The sequence below is a fragment of the Companilactobacillus crustorum JCM 15951 genome, assembly GCF_001434585.1.
In the GTDB taxonomy this organism is placed as follows: domain Bacteria; phylum Bacillota; class Bacilli; order Lactobacillales; family Lactobacillaceae; genus Companilactobacillus; species Companilactobacillus crustorum.
The window spans coordinates 32,585-53,578 of sequence record NZ_AZDB01000005.1 but is presented as its reverse complement, the minus strand read 5'-3'; the positions used below and the strand labels follow the sequence as shown (position 1 = coordinate 53,578).

Sequence of the window (20,994 nt, the reverse complement as noted above, 5' to 3'; positions counted from 1 at the left end):
TTAATTTTCCTGTAAATCAACTGCTTGGTTAATCTTCAAGAAATAAAGATATTTACCCACGACGGGTTTGTTTTTAATTACAGAAATAGCTTCTGCATATAAATTAACTTGTCCGGAATATTTTGCAATCAATTCAGTTAAATTTTGACTTGTTGCATGATCAGTTTTGTAATCAAAAATAATTATTCCGTGTTCTAATTCAATCACACCATCAATAATACCATGAACTAATATTTTATCGGTAGTGGAATAGTCTTTTGCGGAAGTTTTAAATAACTTTTGAGCTGGCATTAAGATAGAACAAGGAAATTCCCGACTTACCTGTTCATGATTATTGACAATCATTTGACCCAGACTGCTCTGATAAAAATTAACCAAACTTTGACAATCAATTTTTTCGGCTAATTCCGACGTTAAAAGTTTCTCATTAACCATTTGTGTAATGAGATCTTGAAAATCTGATAACTTTGGAGTCTGATCAATCTTAATCTTTTGTAAAACTAAATGAGTGGCACTACCTATTTCAGCATTGGTGATTTTTTTAGTTTTGGTTAAAAATTGTGGCTTAGCAAAGGAACCAAGATTATAGCGAGCCTTGTCAGAAATTAAATCTTCTGCCATATTTTCATCGTCTGGGTCTGCAAATAACCCTTTGATTTCCGAAACAGATTGGTAAGCCGTAGTTTCAACTGAATCTTGATATTTATACTTCAAATCCAAAATATCATTGACTGATTTTTTGAAGAGATCGCTAGGTTCCACATCTTCTAAACTCTTTTGTTCAGTTTGCGTTTGATTTATATTATCCGTTGTTGCTGGAATCATTTGGAATTTCAACTGACAGTCATCATTAAAAGCCTCAGGTTGATCAGTTTCAGCTAAAGTACTAATTCCTACTAAATTTTGAAAACTATTAGCTTTCATCCGCGATGACTCGTTGATTAAACCATGATGCATTTCAATGTTGCCCCAAGCTTTATAAATGTCAGCTTCTTTTTTAGTAAAACCTAGCATAATAAGTTTCTGACGAGCTCTAGTTAAAGCTACATACAACAAACGCATCTCTTCGGAAACAGTCGATATTTTCTTCTGATAACTAATGATTCCTCGTTGAATGGTCCGATATTTTACTCGTGAGTCAGTGTCAGCTAGCGTAATCCCGATACCCTTTTGAGCATCGAAAACTGTATTGGCATTAACATCCATCAGATTAAATTCTTTTGCCATATCTAAATAAATTACAATTGGAAATTCCAATCCCTTAGAACCATGGACTGTCATAACTTTGACTGTATCATCATTAGCTTCAATACTATTAGGTTGCGAAAGATCTTTGTCAAGATCTTGCATTCGCTGAATAAAGCTAATAAATTGATGCAAGCCTTTGTAATTATTCTCTTCATAAGCACTGGCACGTTGATAAAGAGCATGTAGATTAGCGGCTCGCTGTTTTCCTCCAGGCATCCCTGAAACATATTCCAAAATGCCAGTTTCTTGATAAATTTTCCAAATTAAACGAGCCAAGCTATTTTTATTAGCAAAATCTCGATAACTTTCTAACTGTAAAAGAAATGACTTGAGCTTATTTTTGATATGTTCATTGGCACTTTCAGAATTGAGATATTCATTTAATGCCGTGTAATAAGTATTACGCTTATCAACCAAACGAATCTCAGCTAATTCTTCCTCATTCATCCCCACGATCGGTGACCTCAAAACCGCAACTAATGGAATATCTTGATAAGGATTATCGACGATATTAAGCATCGACATCATAATCTGCAATTCGGTTGTTTGAAAATAATTTTGAGCGTCAGTAACCATAACCGGAATATTGACCTTAGAAAAATAAGAGATTATATCAGTATTGTTATCACGCGTTCTTGCCAAAATTGCAATATCCGAATATTTTAACGGACGTATTTTTTTGGACTTATCGTTTGTTTTGATCTTACTGTCATAAATTTGAAAATTATTGTCCATCAAAGATTGAATTTTTTCCGCTGCTGCACCAATCAATGTTTGACGTTTAGAAATTTCTTCTTCATCGTCGCCGATATAAACATCAAATTCATTCGTTGTATCAACGGTATCAGGAAAATCAGTTCCCGTAATCAATTTAGAATTATCATCATAATCAATATCGCCGATCCGTTTATCAAAAATTCTGGTAAAAATCTGATTAACAAAATCATCAACATCTTTTGATGAACGGAAATTTTTTGATAATTGAATCAGCTCATTAGGATTATCATCTTTTTGAAAAGCTTCGTATTTTTCGGTAAATAACCGTGGAGCAGCCTGCCTAAAGCCATAGATTGACTGCTTAATATCTCCCACCATGAAGCGATGATTCGTTTCACACGATAAAAGGTCAATGATTTTGTCCTGCATAGCATTGACATCTTGATACTCGTCAATCATTAACTCATGAAACTTATGTTGATAATATTCTTGAGCAATTTTTCGACCATCGACTTCGCCTTCAAGGATATCTACCGCTCGATGTTCCAAATCATTGAAATCGAGCACATGACTATTAGTTTTCAAACTTTGAAATTTATCAATAAACTTATATTCAACCTCAACTAGCTTAGCAATTAGTTTTTGAGCTTCCTTCAGCGAGGCGTCAACTTCAGTTTCAGGTTTTAATAAATAATCTTCTATTAAGCTATCCAACTGTGCTTTGAAAGTCTTACGTATTTCACTGGCATCGTCTAAGAAAGAAGTATCTTTTCCTTCTTTATCAGCCTTTTTTAGAGTGACTTTTTTAGCTTCTAGCTTAAAATTCATCAAATGATTTCTGATATCATCATAATTTTGACCAATTAAAGAGTCATTCATTTTCGCCAATTTTTCAGAAATTTCTTTAAACACATCAAGATATGAACTAGCTAATTCATCTTGCAAAGCTATATCCATTCCTTGCTGAACATTTTCCGTCATTTCCTCTAAACGACGTTTAATTTGAGGCAAAAATTCTGTTTGATAAAATTGTGAGTCTGAAAAAGTGCCTGTGAATTGATAAGCTTTAATCAAATTATCTAGCCACAATTTAGTATCGCCGTTTGTAATAGCGAAGTCGTAGAGTTTAAAGATAATATCTTTAAGACCATCATCAGATCGATCATTAGTAAAGTTATCGGTCAGTCTAATAAAATCGGGATCATCTTTACTGTAATAACCGTCACGAACGTTATCATAAGCCTGTTCTTGGATAATTGACTTTTCTGTATCATCGCTCAGCAAGCGAAAATTAGGATCTAAATCAATAACATAATAGAATTTTTTAATAACGCTTAGGCAAAAGGCATGTAAAGTACTGATATTAGCCATGGGAACTCTGAAAATCTGTTTTTGCAATTTTTTCTTCTGTTCAGGAACAGTAGCAGTATTAACTGCCTCTTTTAAAGCTAGCAAAAGGCGATCTTTCATTTCCTGAGCAGCTGCATCGGTAAAGGTGGCTACTAATAAGTTATCAATATCTTCATCGCTTTTTAACTCCTGCAAAATTCTTTCAATTAAGATTGTAGTTTTACCTGAACCTGCAGCAGCAGAAACTAAAATATCATGTCCTCGATGGTTGATGGCTTTTTCCTGATCTTCAGTCCACTTAGTCATTATTTTCCTCCTCTAATATTTCACCAATCTTTTCTAAGACATCTTCTTTGTTGTAGTTAATTATGTCGTGGTATTCATTTTCTGGAAGCATAGCATCAAATTCAAAAATTGGACGATAATCGCTATATTGCAATCCGGTAATCTTTTGATAAAGATATGGATTTAAAGCTAACTTTCCGGAATAAATTTTTTCACCAGCTTGAGTGATCAAATGTCGATTATAATTCAGGATTTTAAACAAATCCTCATCAGAAATCACATCATTTTTACCAAAACTTACCACCGGCGAACGTGAAGCACGCGTTTGCTTAGTTGTTCTAGCTTCCGTATCAAAATTATTCAGCAAATCCTCATCATCCAGTAAAATCCCTTGTAATTTAAATTTGCTAAGAATCTGCTGCTCTACCGGCGTATTCTTTTTTGTTAAACGAATAAAAGGATTAACAATATGTTCATACAAAGCTCCACCAATTTTTACTTCTTTATCGGCTGGTTTAAACATTTCCAAATTATCACTCAAACTTTGGATATAAGTCGGCATTTGCATAGTAATTCCATCTAAGAATTGCGAAAAATTAAATCTCCGTTCACTAGATTTATAATCAATAATTGCTAGGTATGCCAGATCTTCGTCGCTTAAATTCATTTCATCAATTCGATCGATTTTCCCACGAACATTAATCAAATGATCCCCTGGAATCGGATATGATAATCCTGGTAAATCTTGCTGATTATTGATTCTGCCAAAAGTGACTTCCGAACGCTTAGGAACAAAACGATTACGTTTATATTGAATTTTCATATTTTTAACTAATTGAACTAAAGTACTCTTCAACTTATCCGAAATATAAAGCATTCTTGCAGATGATTTAAAAATTTTATTTTCTGGTAGACTAGCTTGTTCCTCAAACAGATCAGCTATTAACTGGGAGATTTCAGTATCTTCAAAATTGGTCAATTCTTTTCCTGTCTTATTAAGGTATTTCACTAATCCATCTAAAACCGCATGAAAAATCGAACCGGTCTGTGCAGGCGTTATTTCAAACAATTGGCGTGGATATAAGCGTAAGCCGTATTTTAGAAAATACTCGTATTCATTCATATAAAAGGTTTCTAGTTGTGAAATTGAAACATTAATATTTTTGCCATACAACGCATCAACTGTTTCTGGCTTCAAATCTATTGGCTTATTTTGATAAACTAATGAACTTAAAGCAAAATCAGTTTTCTCTGGTCGCTTATTTATTAATTGCTGACGAACATATTGCCAAGCACTGGAAAGACCAACATTTTTATCTAAAGCCGCTCTAGATGCTCTGATCAAATAATTTAAAGTTGAAGCTTTCGAGCCGATATAATTTAATACGTGATTAGTGTCTGGATCGTCACTATTGGGATTTAAAAGTTTGTCTTCAATCGTTAAACCAAAATGTTCCTGGATTCTTTTAACATAATTAGATAAATCTTGAGGTTTATTATCTTCAGATAAATTAGGATAGGTAAAAATTAATCGTTCAGTACTAGAAGTAAAAGTAATATCATGCAAAAATGGCTCAGAATTATTAACTACTTCATCTGACTCTTTTAAATATTTGCCATCAGTTAAATTTTCATTTAAAAAACCTCGTTCATCATCAGTAACTAAATTATTAGAAACAGTCGTTCCAGGCATATTTGCTGTAGTAGCCCCTAAAATAAGAGTAATCTTTCGATTATTCGGCTGAATCATCCCAATTTCAGAAATACTTACTGCATCAAGTGTTGAAGGAATTTGAGAATAAGTAGCATTTTCAAAAGCAGCATCTAGGATACTAATAAAATCTGCCGCATCAAATTCTTTTTCTCCAAAAACGGTAATATATTCATCCAAAATTTGATTGAACAAACTGACAATCTGTTCCGGCTGGTTAGCTAAAGTTAAATTCTTTTGTTCTGTAGCTTGTTTTTGCCAAGTTAAAAGAATTTCAAAAACATGATTTCTTGTTAAAAAGTCATATAAGAAACTGGCACTATCCAGAGAATTATGGCTGCCATTTAAAAATTTATCCAACTGTCCATATAAATTCTTTACATAGGACTTAATAATATTAATTTGCTGATATTCATGAATCTTGATCTGATCTACTTTATCGTCCAATTTAACCGTTGGCTGAAATTTTTTACCCAGCCAACTTTTCTTGCCAATCCCATTAGCCAAAACATAATTTTCAGTTAAATCAACTGCCTCTCGAAAACTAGCTAGATCATCTTTGAAATCATCAGGAATCAATAGTTCAGTCCGTAGCAAACTGATGACATCATCCTCTTGCATTCCCTTGTTATATACATCAAATAATAAATCCAATAAACGCTTGAAGGGATGATTGGCCATCTTCTTTTGCAAATCTATAAAGTATGGAACTTCATTATTTTCCATAAATGATTCGATAAACGAACTGTATTCTGAAAGATTACGTGCCAGAATCAAAAAATCTTTATAACGATAGCCTTGACGCGCCACCATCTGACGAATGTAGGAACTAACCGCCGATACTTCAGTTTGCTTATCCGTACATTTCCAAATTTGAATCGTACGATTATTATCTAGAATGCTTTTTGTGATTGGTTCAACCCCACTCGATTGAATCCAATAATCTTCTAATTTAACTAAATCTTCACTGACTCGTAAATCCTGTGCAAAATAGTTACGAGTAATAATTTTTTGACTCTTAGCAAAATCATGCAGTTGCTGATAAGTAGCTGTTGAACGATAAAAGAATTCTGTATCATCGTTAGCCTTCAAAGCTGGTTGTTCCAGAACTAAAGAAACATTTAAATCAAAACAATTCATGATCATTGCTTTAACTAAATTTAATTCCGTAGCCGTAAATGATGAAAAACCTTCAATATAAAAATGATATTGATTAGTTTTGATTTTTTTATTGAGAAAATCTGCCAAAGAATTCAATTGAAAATCATTAGTATTATAATTTTGAATTTGTTCCAAATAGGCACTATAAATTAAATTAAGTTCTTTGATTTTATCGGCAAAAACATCTTGGCCATTGGTATTCAATACTGCTTCAATATCATCAGGCTGGACTTGACCGTTTAAAAATTCATCAAACTGAGAAATCATTTGATCTAAGAAGCCAGGTTTATTGATCATTCCTGAAAAGATCTTCAAATGAGACTGGTTTTTTTGAATAATTTCTTTCAATAACATGGCTGATTTAGTTTGTGTTAAGGTTTCTAAATTATAATCGCTACTGTCACGCAAAAAGTACCATGCTAATCGTGAAAAGGAAAAAGTTTGTACATTATTCGTGGCGATCAAGGAGTCATTATCTTTTTCAAATGATTTAAGAATATTTACTTCTGATTCAAATTTAATATGGTTTGGTACTAGAAAGAAAAATTGTCCTTGGGGGTCTTTCTTTAAGTCCTCATGGAATAGTTCCATCATCTTTTTATGATGATCAAATTGGTTCTTTCCTAATACAAAATTTAATGTCATTTTTATTCACCCGCAAAAATTTTATCATAGTTAGTTGTCGTAAAGTGGAAATCATCTCAATAGATGTATAAAATAAAGACTTAGAGAAATTGAGGTGAGCATTGTGCTTAAAGGAATCGGAAAAAGTCATGGAAAAACTATTATTATGGGAGAACATGCAGTAGTTTATGGCTACCCAGCTTTTGCTATCCCCCTACTTAGTACGCCCGTGATTGTCAAAATGAAACAGAGTCATGAAAATTCTTTAATTTCCAAGTACTATGCTGGAAAAATCGATCAAATCCCAGATGCTTTATCTGGCGTGAAATATTTAATTGATCTATTAGATAAAGAATTGAATCTACAAAATGTGAAATATACTATCAGTATCGATAGTGGTCTGCCAATTGAACGAGGCATGGGCTCATCAGCTGCCATTGCCGCTGCCATAACTCGAGCCTTCTTTGATTTTTTTAAACACGAATTAGATCATCAGACATTGATCAATTACGTTAATAAATCAGAAACAATTACTCATGGCAAAGCAAGTGGCTTAGACGCTTTAACTGTCAGTTCAGAATACCCTATTCAATTCGGTAGCAATGAAGCTCCCAGTCACTTTACTTTCAATTCAGACGGCTTCATTGTTATCGCCGATTCTGGTGTCAAAGGTAAAACAAAAGAAACCGTCGCTGATGTTAGAAAAATGTATGAAAGCGACCAAGCTAAAACTGGTGCTTACTTAAAACAATTAGGCGATTACGCTTCAAAAGCTAGCAACTATTTAGTTCAGGGAAATCTAAAACAATTAGGGCTAGTGTTTACTTTAGCTAATGAGGTTTTGACCAAATTAAACCTTGCAATTCCTAAGACTGATAAACTAATAGACGCCGCTAATCATGCTGGCTCTCTTGGCAGTAAAATTACTGGCGGAGGTCGTGGCGGCTGTATTATCTGTTTGGCTCGTAATTTAAAAAATGCGCAAATGATTCAAAAGGCTTTAACCAAAGCAGGAGCACAACAGACATGGATTCAACCACTATCAATCTATTCGGAGGATTCAGATTTTGACTAGAACAGCACGGGCTTATACTAATATTGCTTTAATTAAATATTGGGGTAAAAAAAACAAACAACTTAAATTGCCTTATACAAATAGTTTGTCATTGACCCTGGATCGTTTTTATACGGATACTACAGCTACTATTATTAATGAAGATCATGATGTTGTATATCTAAATGAGCAGTTGCTTAATGATTCTCAGAATAAGCGAATTTTGAATTATCTAGATACAGTTCGAAAATTTTATTCATTTAAAGATCATTTTCAAATTAATAGCATCAACCACGTTCCTACTTCAGCCGGTTTTGCTTCTTCAGCATCTGGTTTTGCTGCTTTAGCTGCAGCTATCAATGAAACTAAGCAATTAAATTTAACCCGACGTGAATTATCAATTTTGGCTCGAAACGGTTCGGGATCAGCTAGTCGTTCCATCTACGGTGGCTTTGTAGAATGGGAGGCTGGAACTGATAACGAATCCTCTTTTGCTGTGCCCATTGACGAACACCCAGAAATTGATTTATCGTTATTGTCGGTCGTAATAAACAAAAGCACTAAAAAGATTTCTTCCACCACTGGAATGGAAAATAGCGTAAAAAGCTCCCCTTTTTATTCTAATTGGGTTACACTAGTAGCTTCAGAGATAGAAGAAATTAAGCAAGCAATTGCTCAAAAAGATGTTCAAAAAATTGGTGAAATTTCCGAACACAACGCAATGTCGATGCATGCTTTGACTCTTTCGGCTGATCCTTCGTTTACATATTTTGAACCAGAAACAATTCAAATTATCCAATTGATCAAAGAAATGCGTCAAAAGGGTATTCTAGCGTATGCTACAATTGATGCCGGTCCTAATGTTAAAATAATATGTACGAAAGAATCACTGCCAAAGGTTCAAACATGCATTAAACAACAATTATCAAATGTAACAACCGTCGTTGCCAATATCGGCTCTGGCATCCAATACATCTGATTATAAATTGAAAGGTATGATATTTTGTCTACAGGAAAAGCACCTGGAAAATTATATTTAGCTGGAGAATATGCTGTTGTTGAAACTGGCTTTCCCGCTGTTCTTACTTCCGTTAATAAATATGTAACGGTCACAATTAATAAGACGCAAAATGGTGGAACAATTCAGTCGAAAAATCTCAATAAGGAATTGATCCATTGGAATCGTCAAGGAACAGAATTAGTCTTTGATGATTCTGAAAGTCAATTACAATATATTCTTGCAGCCATTCAATTCGTAGAAAAGTACGCTCTAGAACGAGACGTTAAATTAAATTACTACGATTTATTAGTTACTAGTGAGTTAGATTCAAAAGATGGCAAGAAATATGGTTTAGGATCTTCAGCAGCCGTAACCGTTGCTGTTGTTAAAACTTTAGGCGATTTCTATCACTTAGGTTTATCTGCCATGGATATTTATAAAATATCAGCCATTTCTCATTTATCCGTTCAAGGGAATGGTAGTTTAGGAGATATTGCTGCCAGTGCGTTTGGTGGTATTGTCGCCTACTATTCTCCTGACCGTAACTGGATCTTTAACATGATCAGAAATCATAGTATCACTGAAATTTTGGCACTCAATTGGCCAGAATTAAAGATTCAAAGTTTACAGTTGCCAAAAGACTTAGAATTAACGGTTGGTTGGACAGGCTCTCCTGCCTCGACATCAATTTTAGTTGATCGAATTGCTTTGACAAAGGCTCAAAAGGTCGAAAAGTATCAGAATTTCTTACGTGCCAGTCGTAAAAATGTTGAACATTTAATTACTGGTTTTAAAGATAATAATTCAGTCCTTATAAAAAAAGTCTTTAGTGAATATCGAGAACTACTTTCAGATCTAGCTGAATTTAGCGATGTTCATATTGAAACAGAATTATTAACTAAGCTTTGCGATATCGCTGAAAAACTAGGTGGCTCTGCCAAAACTTCTGGTGCTGGTGGCGGCGACTGCGGTATTGTTTTAAGCGATAAAAATCTTAATATTGCAGAATTAAAGAAAGAATGGCAACAAGTCGGGATTACCCCTTTAACTTTGAAAATTGGAGAAACAATCGCCCATGCCTAAACAAGATCCACAAATTCAACGCAAAGTTGAACATCTTTTTTTAGCAGAAAAGTTTTTTACTGACGAATCATTTGCAAATTTTGACAAAATTCGTTTACTTCATGATGCCCTACCAGAATTAAGATTAAATGACATTGATTTAACTACTGATTTTTTAGGAACTAAAGTTGCTTTGCCAATCTATTTTAATGCCATTACTGGTGGCTCTAGACAGTCCGATCGTTTTAACACCGAATTGGCTCAATTGGCTCAGAAACTAAATATTCCCGTTTCTAGTGGTTCAATGGGTGTTTATTTCCGTTTGCCAGAAGAAACGAAGGCTTCCTTCACTACTTTACGAAGCAATAATCCAAAGGGATTCGTTATTGCAAATGTTTCTGCCAAGGCTAACGCTCAACAATCTCAACAAGCAGTAAATCTTATAAAAGCTAATGCTTTGCAGATCCATCTAAATGCTCTTCAAGAATTGGCCATGCCTGAAGGCGATCAAGAATTTATGTGGTTGGACAATATAAAAGATATCGTCAAAAATGTTTCAGTTCCAGTTATTGTTAAAGAAGTTGGTTTCGGTATTTCTCAGATCAATTTGCGTCAATTATATCAAGCGGGAGTACGTTATGTTGATATTTCTGGTTTTGGAGGAACTAATTTTGCGCAAATTGAAAGTGCTCGCAATCATGATTTAGACTTATCTTATTTAGATCAGTTGTCACTTTCGACTGTAGAATCGCTTCTAGAATCTCGCCCTTATCAAAACAAAATGACCATTTTGGCTTCTGGTGGCATCAGAACCCCAATGGATGTGATCAAGGCCCTTCGTTTAGGAGCAAGCTCTGTCGGAATGTCCGGCTTAGTTCTTCATCATCTGCAAAAAAGCTCCTTGAGTGAAACCGAAACTTTCTTCGAGAAATTTATTCAACAATTGCAACTAATTATGGCTGCTATTGGAGCTAAAAATATTAATGACATCAAAAAAGCTCCCATCGTTTTAGATGAAAGCTTGGTAAACTATATTAAACAGCGTAATTTAAAACTCTAACGTCTTAATCCCTTGGGATAGACGTTTTTTATTTGCTGATTGCTATAACGACCCCAACTGAAAAGTTTGTCTTGATATGCTAGTCCTATCCATTTATTGTCGAAGTCCGGTTTAGACGTTAAAATAACAGACTCACCATGTAAGTATTTTTCAAATTGAGTTTGATCTAGTTCAAAAACAGTATTTAATTCATCAGGTTTGATAGCCAATATCCAAGCGATATCGGGTTCAAACCTATTTTTTTTGAATTCGCCTAATTTGAGACCATTTCTTAAAATATGCAAGCCCTTAAAGCGACTATCTAAACTAGCAGCTTGATATAAAAAGTCATTGATTTTTAGCCAATTATTTTCAGATAAGGTTTTCAGATTAGCTTTAGCAAACTTTTGAACAAATTTTGTGTCGTCTTTTTTGATACCATTATTAATTTGACGTTCCTTAATTGCAGCTGGTTCACCATCTTTTACCATTTTGCACATGAAATGACCTTCGCCATTGAACTGATCTGGAAACATTCTCAAAGCTTTGGTTAATTCAGAATTATTATTACCCCATTCTGGACGGCCATCTTCCATACCAGCGTATTTTTTAACAAGTACCAAATGCATATCAGGATATTTATCTAAAAACCAGTCGATATTCTGTTCATTTTCCTCTGGTGAAAAGGTGCAAGTTGAATAGACAAACGTTCCACCATTATTCAACAATTTATACGCTGAATCCAGGATATGACGCTGACGATTGGCACATTGCTCAACGTAATCTAAGGACCAATATTGAACTGAATCAGGATCTTTTCGAAACATTCCTTCCCCAGAACATGGTGCATCGACTAAAATTTTATCAAAGTACTGCCCCAACTTCTTTTCGAAGTCTTTAGGTGAATTATTCGTAACTATTGTATTAGTGATACCCATTCTTTCAATGTTAGAAGACAATACCTTTGCACGCTTAGCATTTATCTCATTACTGACCAAAAGTCCCTGTGAAGCCATTTTTGAAGCAATATACGTTGTTTTACTACCAGGAGCAGCACACAAATCAAGGATTTTATCGTTTTCTTGCGGATCTAAAATTTCTGTGACATACATTGCACTAGGTTCTTGACTATAAACGTAACCCGACAAGTGATCTATTGAATTACCATTAATCTCGCCATAATAGCCAATAGGACTGTACTCGATTGGTCGTTCCAAAGAATAAGAAACATTTTGAAAATTAGCCTTTAGGGGATTCAAACGAAAAGCTTCCTGACTATCCTCTTGAATAGCAGCAAATAATTTATCTGCTCGGTCTCCCATTAAATTACGATATTTTGTTTTAAAGTCTTGACTTAAATCGACTTTCATTAAATTACTCACTCCGTTTAACAAAGAATATTTGCGATAATCCAATAAGGATCGTCATGACAACTGAAATTGTCATAAAAAGATTAAAAGTACTATGACTAATAATGACAATTCTCCAATTGACTGCGGCAAAACCAATAGCGAATGGCACTAACGTATAAATCAAATAGCGAAGCATTAAGCCATTACGATAATTATTTTTTAAATCTCCAGTCAAATGCGAACGTGATAAATCATATTTCAATGGTATTAAAATATAAAAATCAACGGCCATAATTAAGAAGAATAACAGAACAATTCCAACAAGATACATTTCACCGTTATTGGTTGTCTCAACATTAGTAAAATCATCTGTTTGAGGGACATACTTGTGCATTGAACTAGCATGCAATACGTGTTTGATCTTGCTTAAGCTCTCTTTATTAGTAACTGCATGACCATCTAGCACCGTTGTTACTTGATTCAAGTGATACCTGGATTTAGGCTGATTAGGCGACAATGAGACTAAAGTCTGCGAATTTAAAATATCTGCCCCATCAAAGCCAACATTTCCAATCACTGAGATATAACGATTGTCTACTTTGATATAAGATTGACTTTGGGGTTTATAAGCTTCAATATTTGAAGTTTTGCCCTGAACCGCAAAAGGAATTTGCGAAATAAAGTCATCCTTCGAGAAGTAACGTCCTGAAGTAATAGGGAGTTTATTTGTTTTTCCATGACTATAGATATAGCCAATATCACTATTGCTCTTTTCAAAGAATATCAACTGATATCCAGCAACTTTCTTTTTGGCATTTAATTCCTGAACAGCCGTAACTAAATTCTTTTTAGAATGAGTATGCAATACAACTGCTTCTTCACTCATACCTAAACGGTTCATAGTATTATTATATTTAATCGAATCGCTTTTAGAGATTGCTACCCCAGTCAAGAGGACTATCAAAAAGATAACAATACTCGAAATAATTTTTTTCATAAAGAAATCACCTATTAAATTTGTCTTACTGATATATCATTTTACACTAAAGACTAAGACAAGGCTGAAACATTTTTATTTGTTTCAGCCTTGTCCTTTTACTTAACTAAATAGAGTTGATCTTTAACTAAATCATAATTTGAATAAGATTGATTAATTCGTTGAATTCTAGAATCCTCTTGCAATTTTGCACTATCCCAAAACTCACGACTATTCGTTGCACCATATTTTTCACCAATCACTAGGAAATTGACATCTAATTGGCGTATTTTTTGTAAAACGCGATAATCAATATCTTCCCTATCTGGACCCCAAGCTAAAATAACATTATCGACTTGTGAACCATACTTTTCTAAAGCCGAAATAGCCTCTAAAGATTCGACATCAGTAATTTTTATCTTTCCAGTCTGATTGTACTTAGACCAACTCAAGTCGTCCGTACAGTAGGTTTTAATGTCAAAATCACGCAATCCTTTGGAAAGATAGCCATTTCCTGCCATTAACTCTAAAAAAGTTTGGTTAGGGAAATTGTTTTTTATCGCTTCTACAAAGTCTTCAGTAATAGTTGCCCAATAGCCAAATCGTGTCTGTAAATAACTTCGAAATTCTCCCAAATCATGATCAAACTTTTCTAATCGAGCAGACATAGTTTGAAATTCAATTTCATCTAGGTTGATATTGTGCTCCATATAAGTTGTTATTTCTTTTTCACTTAATTGCAATTGGGGAAAATGATACTTTGGCAATTGATTGTTATTTAGTGCCTTAACAATATTTTCCATAAATTTGATACGTGCATTAAAAACCATTCCATTAGGTAAAACACTCGTATCTTGACGTAATCCATCTATATAATTCATTCTTTGCCCCCAGACATAATTTACCGATAAAATTAAATTCAATTCGTCAATTATATTACTAGAGATCTGGTTAAACATAAAGCCATAGTACTTAATGCCAGTAACGTTTGTCCTTTATTAATATTAAATTAAATTTTTATGATGAAAATACCACAATTATTTCCAATAATTACGAAAAAGTGTAATATCCTAGTTAGTACATGTACGAGGTGAATTATGGCAGAAAATAATAGAAGACAACGGCCTCAAAAGGAAGAAGAAAGCGGTTGGAAATTTTGGTTGCAAACTATTGCACTGACAATTGCCATCTATGCGGTATTTTTCTTAGGGTTTAAGTTTATTCTCTCAAATGACAAAGTTTCTGGACCTTCAATGCAGCCGACCTTTGAAAACGGAGATAAAGTAATTGCTACGAGACATTCAAATCTTACACGTGGCGATGTAATCGTTTTGAAAGCTCCTGATGAACCAGGATCATTTTATATTAAGAGAATTATCGGATTACCCGGTGATACAGTTGTTTCTAAGAATAACAAAATCTATGTTAATGGTAAAATGTTAAAAGAGGACTTCCTTAAAGCTGGCAACAAAGTTAAGGAGCCTGATACTAGCTTGTATGCAGGTAAACCATACAGTTATACTTATAACTTTACTTTAAGTTCACTAGCTAAGAACTCGCCTGAATGGCAACAACGTTATAGCAGTTCTTACCTAAACAAAATTAAGAAGACCAATAAGGTCCCTGCTGAAACATACTTCGTAATGGGAGACCATCGAACAGTTTCAAAGGATAGCCGTATTATTGGCTTTATTAACAAGAAGAGCGTTATCGGTGAAGTTAAGTGGCGTTACTGGCCATTAAATAAATGGACAGTCTTTTAAAATTAGTGTTTTAGATAATTTATTGGAGGTATTTTCATGGATAAACCAAATATTGCTGAAATGATAATTCAGTATGAAAAAAATAAAGATATGACAGATACACAGTTTGCTTTCGAGAGTCATCTCTCAGTTGAACGTGTTCACAATCTTAAATCAGGTGATTACGAACCTACAGCAGATGAAATTAAGACAGTTCAAGAATATATCAAATTGCATCAATAAAGCAGTATTTGTAGTTTACCCCATTGACGATAACCCTCGTAGGTTATCGTTTTTTTAATAAAAAATAGACTCTGACAACTTTTTATAGTCATCAGGGTCTATTTTGTACGTTTTTTGTCATTGGATAGTTTTATTTAAATAATTAAATATTCTCTCATCATGAAAATAAACAAAGCACCCTTTAATTCCCCTTTTAAGTAGAACATTGATTGAATTCAAAATAATTTTTTGTTTAGACTCATTTAAGTTTAGAATGTCTTTTTCGTGTCGATTCTTAAAAGCTTCACGATCTTCATATTTTGAAATATCTATCTTTATTTTTCCTGAACCATTATATGAAATAGAAGGACCAATTATTACTGCTACGTAATTTAAATCAAAACCTTGGACCGTATAAATTGAACCAATTTCATTAATTGTTTCAGGTTTTTGAGCCCATGTCGTCTGAGAATAGTTATATTGATCCCAAGGCAAATGAAACTTCCCCTCAGTAACATAATGTTTTTGTCCATCTAAAGTAGACGGATAATCTGCTGTAGCCACTATTCTAGACTCGCCTATTTGGTCATTTTTGGATTTTAAATCTTGATACATTTTTTCGGCATCCGAATAAATTCTAAAATCATAGTCAGACTGAAACGATAAAAAATTAGTAGTAGCCCTTGATAAATTATCGAGTTTTAATTGATCCGTCAGATCATCATCCCACTTAAGAACTTGCTTTGGTGCTTGCATTCGCATCTGCGTATGCAAAGTTGCTCGTTGGTAATTAGCATCTGATTTTCTAACAATTGTATCTAAAAGTTTTTGTGACCAATAGCTTTTAAGCTTCAACACCTGACGTTCATCAAATACTAAAATAACCACTTTGCTAAGTTTTACGATTTCTTCTAATTGATTATTCTGTATAAAGTTATTGTAATTATCGCTCTCGCTTAAAAGTAAATGTGCCTCATCAATTACCACAGTATCGGCATTTCTATGTTGCTTATGCATACGATTAATAAAACTAGTTGGACGTAAAAAACGATTTTTTCTTAGTTCAGAAAATTGACCCGCATTTTCCTGATAAACCTTTAGTAATTCAGGATGATTAACTAAAAAATAATTGTCAGTATGATTAGATTTAGCGGCTTGTTCCAATTTTAAAAACAATTTGGTTAGGATAACACTTTTACCCGTGCCAGCATCCCCATTTAACTGAAAAATATTCTTATTAGAAGCATCTAATCCCTGTTTATTGAAAAATAGAATTTTGTTAAATATTTGTTCTTGTTCTTTAGTAAGTGCCTTATTTGGAAAAACTGATTCTAACATAATTCACCTTCGATAATTATAAATAAACTATCATCTAGTGTGGACGAAATGAGTTTCTTGGTCAATGGTTTTGTTTTTTTTATTTTTATGTTTTCGTAAAACATATATTTTTATTTAATTAAGGTTACATAACAAAAATTAATACAAGTTGTGTGCAATGGTTTTTAATGCATAAAAAAATACCTCTATTTTGAGGTATCTTTTTTTATTTTTCGTCGCTCTTTAAAACACCACCAACGGCATAATGTTCTTTTTCCATTTCATTCAAAACAACATGAACATGTTCTGAAGGTGCTCCAGTGTTCTTTACAATGGCTTCCGTTACATCCTTAACCATTCCTCTTAGTTGTTCTTCTGAACGTCCAGCAATTAAATCGATATGTACTAATGGCATAATTAACTCTCCTCAATAATTAAGATAGTCCTATTATATCAATAAATTATCTTCCAGGTGCTTAATTTCGATAAACCGTAGCCAAATCTTTGTCATAAACCTCAAAATACCTACTATATAATTTTTCACCTTCTATAATTGATGCTGCATGATTAATTCCATCACTATTTTTAGAATTTTTTCTTAAAATTCTCTCAACAAACCTTCAAAAGACATCTAAAGTTTCAAATTAATAAAAGCCCTTGATTTTCAATTGCTTTGCCTCTGCCAAAAAGCTTTTCATCTTCCGAGAAAATTCAATATTCTCAGCCTTCAAATAATAAGCCTCGATCTCTTCAGAATAACCGATCAGTTCCGTTTCAGGGATTAAATTTTGCTCAAATACACGCTTGTATAAAGCTAAATTCAACAAAAAATCGATGTACCGATTTCCCTGTATTTCAATAGAATCAGCAAAGATTATCAATTTACTTAAAACCTCAGTATCAAAGGGCTCTTGGGATTCAAAAAGATTCATTTGCGATTTCGAATCAGCAATTAAAGCTAAATAATCTGAATATGCCTTAGAAAACCATTCTTGCTGTTTGGGCATTAACACTTCATTAATTTCTAATAATGCCTTTTGAGTGTTGACCTTCTTTATTTCTGCAAATAAAAGTGGTTTTGTTTGTTTCAAATTTGTCATTTTTTCGGTCTTCCCTATAAATACTTTCTAAAAAATCCCTCTAGATTACATAACAATATCTATGACAATAACGAACGAATAAGACATAACAAAAAAAAGTGCCGACATAATAGAAAAAAACTATTATATCAACACTTTATATGTATTATTTCCTTATTAATATTAACCGCCAAAAACGTTCGTTATTGGCATGAATTATCATTATTTTTATATAAATAGTATAACATCAGTTTAATTCAAAAATGAAGTACCTTTTGAATATTGTCGCGTTAAATTGCCTTCTTTAGCAATGCGGTACACTGTTCTCTCCGAGACATTACACTTAATTGCAACATCATGCACTGATAAATCAGGATTACGGTACATAAGAGCTATTTTATCTCTAATATTTTCATTTATTTTAGGACGTCCCAAAACTTTGCCATCAATTTTTGCTTGTTTTAAAGCTTCTCGAGTTCTAGTACGCAAAGTGTTAACTTCAAATTCACTGAACATAGCTAATAATTGCATCATTAGTATTCCTGTAGCGGTATCAGTTGCAATATTTTCATTAACTGATTTAAAAGAGATATTATATTTTTTTAAATCTTCTAAAATTAATAATAATGAAGACATTTTTCTAGAAATACGATCTAATTTAACGACAATAAATGTTACTGTATATCCCTTTTTAGCTAATGATTTTGCTCTTTTAATCGCCTTATTGAACTCTGGACGATCATCCTTTCGACCACTAATCTTTTCCCCATATAAATAATCTATTGCATAATCATTCAGAATTCTTTTTTGCGCCTCATATCCCAGCTTTTGACGATCTTCGGCAGTAGATACTCTAATATATCCGATATTGATCTTTTTTTTCTTTGTTGTATTTGCCAAAAAAACACTCCTTATAATATTAAACATACAATGGACTATTATGATCATTTTCTAATCAAAATGGTACATAGATTGTAAGAAAATATAAAATCATCAATTTAAAAGAAGATTTATTTAAAATAATAAGAATATTGAAAAGTTATTTAATTCATAGATTAAACCATTCTTCCCTGAATTAAACAATCAATTAAAAAGTGACCTTCGTTTCGTACTATAATAAATGCATATGATATTTTGGAGGTAATAATGAAAAACCTAATTTTGATTGGTGGAACTGAAAGATCCGATAAAGTAACTGTTTCTAAATTATTAATGCAACAATTAAACAACGCCGTTATTCTCGATGGAGACTGGTGTGGGCAAACAAACCTGCCCTTTACCAATAATAATAGTCAAAAAATGGTAATGGATAATATTATATTCTTACTAAACTCCTTCATCAAGAATTCAGAATTAAAAAATATTATATTCTATTGGAAATTAGATCAACAAAAGATCATTGACGAAATTCTTGCAGGATTAGATTTAAAAGATGTTAAAGTAACCCCGGTATCTATCATTCCTTCCCTACAGAATTTCACTAATGAAAATAAAAACGACGACGAGTTTCAAAACTCAATTGCGAATCTTTTAAAATATCAGTTACTTTCAACAATTAAGTATGATAACTCTGCTAAATCAGCAGCAACTATTGCTAGTGAAATTATTTCTCAATTATAAAAAACTTCGGGTTAATTGGTCGAAGTTTTAGTTTTGATATTTATGTTTTCGTAAAGCAATTAATTTAATAAGAATCGTTTAAAATGTATTACATAGAATAACTTAATTTTTTTCACAAAAAAAACAGTGCGGCAGCCATTTCTGGTCACGACACTGTTTTTTTACTATTCAATAATAACCTATTTATTTTCGCTATTTAATTTAATGATTTCAAGAATTACATCAACAGCTTTTTCCATGGCCTGTTCAGAAACATATTCAAAGCGTCCATGCATATTCTCGCCACCAGCAAATAAGTTTGGTGTAGGCAAGCCCATAAATGAAATGGTTGAACCATCTGTACCACCACGAACAGGAGCTTCATCAGGCTCAATACCAAGGTTTTTCATAGCTTTCTCAGCAATATGAACTACTTCCATATGATCCTTCATAATCTCATACATGTTGTAATACTGATCACCCATATCAATCTTAACTGTATCTGCACCATACTTGTCATTTAATTTCTTAACGATTTCAGTAACTTTATTTTTACGAGCTTCCAAACCATCACGTTCGAAATCACGGATAATATATGACATATCAGTATGATCGATTGTTCCCTGCTCATCACATAACAAGAAGAATCCTTCTCGTCCTTCAGTTTTTTCAGGTACTTCGTCAGCTGGTAACATGCTTTGAAACTCACTAGCAATCAACATTGAGTTGACCATAATTCCCTTAGCACCTGAAGGATGGACATCTTTACCTGTAATATGAACTTTTAAACCAGCAGCACTGAATGTCTCATACTCCAACTGTCCAACTGGACCACCATCAACGGTATAAGCAAAATCAGAACCAAAATCTTTAACATCAAAATTCTTAGCACCTGTACCAATTTCTTCATCAGGTCCTAAACCAATTTTAATCTTGCCGTGCTTGATCTCTGGATGACTGATCAAATATTCCATAGTCGTAATAATTTCGGATACACCAGATTTATCATCTGAACCTAAAAGTGTCTCACCATTCGTTGTAATTAATGTTTGACCTTCATAATTCTTTAGTGATGGGAAAACAACTGGATCCAAAACATACTTACCAGCAGCATCTAATTTAATAATACTTTTGCCATCATAATTTTCTACGATTTGAGGCTGAATATTTTCTGAATTAAAATCTGCCGTATCAATATGTGAAATCAAGCCTAACACTGGAACATCATGATCAAGATTTGAGGGCAATTCTGCAGTCAAATATGAATCAACTTTTCGGATTTTAACATCTTTCAAACCAATTTCATTCAATTCATCAGCTAATTTCTTCAAAAAGACTGTTTGTCTTTCAGTTGAAGGAATTGTGTATGAATATTCATCTGAACGAGTATTTTGTTTTACATACCCTAAAAAACGAGGAATTAATTTTTCATATTTTAATGCCATTTTTATCCGCT

17 protein-coding genes are annotated in these 20,994 nt (G+C 33.2%); 7 read left to right on the top strand and 10 right to left on the bottom strand.

The genetic code is table 11. The features are described 5' to 3' along the window. Complete coding sequence (addA, locus tag FD26_RS02585; protein WP_057866880.1) at positions 1 to 3,621, bottom strand: helicase-exonuclease AddAB subunit AddA; 3,621 nt, start codon at positions 3,619 to 3,621, stop codon at positions 1 to 3. Further along, positions 3,614 to 7,117, bottom strand: a complete 3,504-nt coding sequence (locus FD26_RS02580) for a PD-(D/E)XK nuclease family protein (protein ID WP_057866879.1) — start codon at positions 7,115 to 7,117, stop codon at positions 3,614 to 3,616. Before FD26_RS02580 ends, addA begins: the two co-directional genes overlap by 8 nt. 103 nt (positions 7,118 to 7,220) lie before the next feature. Here FD26_RS02580 and mvk point away from each other — a divergent pair, with 103 nt between their 5' ends. Genes mvk through fni form a run of 4 tightly spaced genes read left to right on the top strand, consistent with a single transcriptional unit; the run spans position 7,221 to position 11,272 of the window. Then, on the top strand, positions 7,221 to 8,171 hold the full coding sequence (mvk, locus tag FD26_RS02575) for a mevalonate kinase (RefSeq protein WP_103429308.1): 951 nt from the start codon (positions 7,221 to 7,223) through the stop codon (positions 8,169 to 8,171). Further along, positions 8,164 to 9,129, top strand: a complete 966-nt coding sequence (mvaD, locus tag FD26_RS02570) for a diphosphomevalonate decarboxylase (protein ID WP_057866878.1) — start codon at positions 8,164 to 8,166, stop codon at positions 9,127 to 9,129. Before mvk ends, mvaD begins: the two co-directional genes overlap by 8 nt. Before the next feature lie 24 nt (positions 9,130 to 9,153). Beyond that, positions 9,154 to 10,233: a phosphomevalonate kinase gene (locus FD26_RS02565; RefSeq protein ID WP_075887671.1), complete on the top strand. Its 1,080-nt coding sequence runs from the start codon at positions 9,154 to 9,156 to the stop codon at positions 10,231 to 10,233. After that, positions 10,226 to 11,272, top strand: coding sequence for a type 2 isopentenyl-diphosphate Delta-isomerase (gene fni, locus FD26_RS02560; RefSeq protein ID WP_057866876.1), 1,047 nt, complete (start codon positions 10,226 to 10,228; stop codon positions 11,270 to 11,272). The genes FD26_RS02565 and fni overlap by 8 nt, the downstream gene beginning before the upstream one ends. On the opposite strand, the gene FD26_RS02555 is transcribed toward fni, so the two are convergent. From FD26_RS02555 to FD26_RS02545, 3 genes are all read right to left on the bottom strand, one after another. Beyond that, entirely contained in the window at positions 11,269 to 12,621 is a 1,353-nt protein-coding gene (locus FD26_RS02555; RefSeq protein ID WP_057866875.1) for an RsmB/NOP family class I SAM-dependent RNA methyltransferase, read from the bottom strand. The genes fni and FD26_RS02555 overlap by 4 nt on opposite strands. Positions 12,622 to 12,625: 4 nt before the next feature. Next, positions 12,626 to 13,600: a hypothetical protein gene (locus FD26_RS02550; protein ID WP_057866874.1), complete on the bottom strand. Its 975-nt coding sequence runs from the start codon at positions 13,598 to 13,600 to the stop codon at positions 12,626 to 12,628. Positions 13,601 to 13,698: 98 nt separating this feature from the next. After that, on the bottom strand, positions 13,699 to 14,460 hold the full coding sequence (locus tag FD26_RS02545) for a hypothetical protein (RefSeq protein WP_057866873.1): 762 nt from the start codon (positions 14,458 to 14,460) through the stop codon (positions 13,699 to 13,701). A gap of 216 nt (positions 14,461 to 14,676) precedes the next feature. Between FD26_RS02545 and lepB the strand changes: the two genes are divergently transcribed. Together lepB and FD26_RS02535 are read left to right on the top strand one after the other, a co-directional pair. Further along, positions 14,677 to 15,342, top strand: coding sequence for a signal peptidase I (gene lepB / locus FD26_RS02540; RefSeq protein WP_057866872.1), 666 nt, complete (start codon positions 14,677 to 14,679; stop codon positions 15,340 to 15,342). 36 nt (positions 15,343 to 15,378) lie between these two features. Further along, positions 15,379 to 15,564, top strand: a complete 186-nt coding sequence (locus tag FD26_RS02535; protein WP_057866871.1) for an LBP_cg2779 family protein — start codon at positions 15,379 to 15,381, stop codon at positions 15,562 to 15,564. Between the two features lie 117 nt (positions 15,565 to 15,681). On the opposite strand, the gene FD26_RS02530 is transcribed toward FD26_RS02535, so the two are convergent. The 4 genes from FD26_RS02530 to FD26_RS02515 form a co-directional block, all read right to left on the bottom strand. Further along, complete coding sequence (locus FD26_RS02530) at positions 15,682 to 16,881, bottom strand: DUF2075 domain-containing protein (RefSeq protein ID WP_057866870.1); 1,200 nt, start codon at positions 16,879 to 16,881, stop codon at positions 15,682 to 15,684. A gap of 205 nt (positions 16,882 to 17,086) precedes the next feature. After that, the gene (locus FD26_RS02525) at positions 17,087 to 17,275 is read right to left on the bottom strand and encodes a 2-hydroxymuconate tautomerase (protein ID WP_057866869.1); all 189 of its coding nucleotides are present in this window, start codon (positions 17,273 to 17,275) and stop codon (positions 17,087 to 17,089) included. A gap of 229 nt (positions 17,276 to 17,504) precedes the next feature. Further along, a complete protein-coding gene (locus tag FD26_RS02520) occupies positions 17,505 to 17,960 on the bottom strand; it encodes a hypothetical protein (protein ID WP_057866868.1) in 456 nt (151 codons plus the stop codon). A 231-nt stretch (positions 17,961 to 18,191) separates the two neighbouring features. Beyond that, positions 18,192 to 18,839, bottom strand: coding sequence for a recombinase family protein (locus FD26_RS02515; RefSeq protein ID WP_057866867.1), 648 nt, complete (start codon positions 18,837 to 18,839; stop codon positions 18,192 to 18,194). Between the two features lie 246 nt (positions 18,840 to 19,085). On the opposite strand from FD26_RS02515, the gene FD26_RS02510 reads away from it, so the two are divergent. Continuing rightward, positions 19,086 to 19,559: a hypothetical protein gene (locus FD26_RS02510; protein WP_057866866.1), complete on the top strand. Its 474-nt coding sequence runs from the start codon at positions 19,086 to 19,088 to the stop codon at positions 19,557 to 19,559. Positions 19,560 to 19,738: 179 nt separating this feature from the next. Here the strand turns inward: FD26_RS02510 and pepT are convergent, their stop codons facing one another. Next, positions 19,739 to 20,983: a peptidase T gene (pepT, locus tag FD26_RS02505; protein WP_057866865.1), complete on the bottom strand. Its 1,245-nt coding sequence runs from the start codon at positions 20,981 to 20,983 to the stop codon at positions 19,739 to 19,741. Positions 20,984 to 20,994: the final 11 nt, after the last annotated feature.

What these genes read in the sequence shown, in the direction of transcription:
- FD26_RS02530 (WP_057866870.1), bottom strand. Translation starts at nt 16,881, where the DNA reads ATGTTAGAATCAGTTTTTCCAAATAAGGCACTTACTAAAGAACAAGAA.
- addA (WP_057866880.1), bottom strand. Translation starts at nt 3,621, where the DNA reads ATGACTAAGTGGACTGAAGATCAGGAAAAAGCCATCAACCATCGAGGA.
- FD26_RS02545 (WP_057866873.1), bottom strand. Translation starts at nt 14,460, where the DNA reads ATGAATTATATAGATGGATTACGTCAAGATACGAGTGTTTTACCTAAT.
- FD26_RS02520 (WP_057866868.1), bottom strand. Translation starts at nt 17,960, where the DNA reads ATGACAAATTTGAAACAAACAAAACCACTTTTATTTGCAGAAATAAAG.
- FD26_RS02550 (WP_057866874.1), bottom strand. Translation starts at nt 13,600, where the DNA reads ATGAAAAAAATTATTTCGAGTATTGTTATCTTTTTGATAGTCCTCTTG.
- pepT (WP_057866865.1), bottom strand. Translation starts at nt 20,983, where the DNA reads ATGGCATTAAAATATGAAAAATTAATTCCTCGTTTTTTAGGGTATGTA.
- FD26_RS02510 (WP_057866866.1), top strand. Translation starts at nt 19,086, where the DNA reads ATGAAAAACCTAATTTTGATTGGTGGAACTGAAAGATCCGATAAAGTA.
- FD26_RS02555 (WP_057866875.1), bottom strand. Translation starts at nt 12,621, where the DNA reads ATGAAAGTCGATTTAAGTCAAGACTTTAAAACAAAATATCGTAATTTA.
- FD26_RS02580 (WP_057866879.1), bottom strand. Translation starts at nt 7,117, where the DNA reads ATGACATTAAATTTTGTATTAGGAAAGAACCAATTTGATCATCATAAA.
- lepB (WP_057866872.1), top strand. Translation starts at nt 14,677, where the DNA reads ATGGCAGAAAATAATAGAAGACAACGGCCTCAAAAGGAAGAAGAAAGC.
- fni (WP_057866876.1), top strand. Translation starts at nt 10,226, where the DNA reads ATGCCTAAACAAGATCCACAAATTCAACGCAAAGTTGAACATCTTTTT.
- FD26_RS02535 (WP_057866871.1), top strand. Translation starts at nt 15,379, where the DNA reads ATGGATAAACCAAATATTGCTGAAATGATAATTCAGTATGAAAAAAAT.
- FD26_RS02525 (WP_057866869.1), bottom strand. Translation starts at nt 17,275, where the DNA reads ATGCCATTAGTACATATCGATTTAATTGCTGGACGTTCAGAAGAACAA.